Below are 1,985 nucleotides of genomic sequence, written 5' to 3' on the forward strand. Positions count from 1 at the left end.
AGTCACCGGGAGCCGCGAGGCAGGTGCCTAGGTTGTGAGCGATGACTGGGGTGAAGTCGTAACAAGGTAACTGTACCGGAAGGTGCGGTTGGATCACCTCCTTTCTACAGACACACACTCGACCCAACCCTGCTGCTGCCACAGAAGCCCCCGACCACGGTCGGGGGCTTCTTCCTTTCGGGCTCAGGTCATGAACAGCCGGTACGCCGCGTTCTCGCTCTCGTCCCGCCACGGGTAACCCAGCGTCTCCAGGAATGCCCGGAACGCCCCCAGTTCCGACTCCGGCACCTGAATGCCCGCGAGGACCCGCCCGTGCGCGCTCCCATGGTTGCGGTAGTGGAACAGACTGATGTTCCAGTCCTCCCCCATGCACTCCAGGAAACGCAGCAGCGCGCCCGGACGTTCCGGGAACTCGAAGCTCAGGAGACGCTCGTCGAGCGCTTCCGGCGCGCGGCCCCCCACCATGTGCCGCACGTGCACCTTCGCCACCTCGTCCGCCGTGAGGTCCGTCACGCCGTACCCGCTGCCTTCCAGCGCCGCGCACAGCGCCGCCCGCTCCGACGGGTGACCCAGCTGCACCCCCACGAACACGTTCGCGTCCGCGCGGGGCGCGTAGCGGTAGTTGAACTCCGTGATGTTGCGCGCGCCCACCGCGCGGCAGAACGCCCTGAACGCTCCGGGACGCTCCGGGATCGTCACCGCGAGGATCGCCTCGCGCTGCTCGCCCACCTCGGCGCGCTCCGCGACGTGCCGCAGCCGATCGAAGTTCACGTTCGCGCCGCAGGTGAGCGCCACGAGCGTCTCGTCCGACACGCCGCGCTCCCGCGCGAAGCGCTTCATGCCCGCCACCGCGAGCGCCCCCGCGGGTTCCATGACCGCGCGGGTGTCCTCGAAGACATCCTTGATGGCCGCGCACACCTCGTCCGTGGAGACCCGCACGATCTCCTTCACGTACCGCCGCGTCAGGTCGAACGTGTGCTCCCCGACCTGCCGGACCGCCACGCCGTCCACGAAGATCCCTACCGAGTCCAGCCGCACCCGACGGCCCGCCTCCAGGCTGCGGCTCATCGCGTCCGAATCGTCGGGCTCCACCCCGATCACCTCGATCCGCGGATCGAGCGACCGCAGGAACACCGCGATCCCCGCAATGAGGCCGCCCCCACCGATCGGCACGAACACCCGGAAGGGCCTCGACGGCACCTGCCGCAGCAGCTCCAGCCCGATGGTGCCCTGCCCGGCGATCACGAGCGGATCGTCGTACGGATGCACGAAGGTCAGGCCGAGCTCGCGCTGCAGCTCGAACGCGTGCGCCTCCGCGTCGCTGTAGCTGTCGCCGGTCAGTACGACCTCCACGCCGCGTGCCCGCACCGCCGACACCTTGATCTCCGGCGTCGTCGCGGGCATCACGATCACCGCGCGCACCCCGAGCCGCTGCGCCGCGAACGCCACACCCTGCGCGTGATTCCCCGCCGACGCGCAGATCACCCCCCGCGCGCGCTCCTCCTCCGTGAGGTGACTCATGCGGTTGTACGCGCCGCGCAGCTTGAACGAGAAGATCGGCTGGGTATCCTCCCGCTTGAGCAGCACCCGGCAACCCAGCCGCGACGAGAGCTGCGGCGCCTCCTGCAGAGCCGTCTCCCGCGCCACCTCGTACACACGAGACGTGAGGATGCGTTCGATGTACTCCTGGTCCATGGGACACTCTACAACCGGGGTGAGCTGCGTACGCACCCGAGCGGTCGGGTGCTTCTGCCGTGGCCGTTCACGCGTCCCTACGACCGGGGTGACCGTCGTACGCACCCGAGCGGTCGGGTGCTTCTGCCGTGGCCGTTCACGCGTCCCTACGACCAAGGTCTCCAATCGCTCCCCGCGAGGGTCGCGGCGAGATCCGCCGCCACCGCCGGGCCCACGAGGTCCGAGCGTTCCCCGCCCAGCAGCAGGCTCACGCCCGGCGCGGCGTCCTCCCACAGGGGCCAGCCGCCCGC

1 protein-coding gene and 1 rRNA gene are annotated in these 1,985 nt (G+C 69.8%); one reads left to right on the plus strand and one right to left on the minus strand.

Annotated features, from left to right (window positions below; translation table 11 throughout):
- Positions 1-104 (plus strand): 16S ribosomal RNA (locus DEIPI_RS0117520); the annotation flags it as partial.
- 79 nt (positions 105-183) lie between these two features.
- On the opposite strand, the gene ilvA is transcribed toward DEIPI_RS0117520, so the two are convergent.
- The gene (gene ilvA, locus DEIPI_RS0117525; RefSeq protein ID WP_281173235.1) at positions 184-1,731 is read right to left on the minus strand and encodes a threonine ammonia-lyase, biosynthetic; all 1,548 of its coding nucleotides are present in this window, start codon (positions 1,729-1,731) and stop codon (positions 184-186) included.
- Positions 1,732-1,985 lie beyond the last annotated feature (254 nt).

The organism is Deinococcus pimensis DSM 21231, from assembly GCF_000519345.1.
Classification (GTDB): Bacteria; Deinococcota; Deinococci; order Deinococcales; family Deinococcaceae; genus Deinococcus_A; species Deinococcus_A pimensis.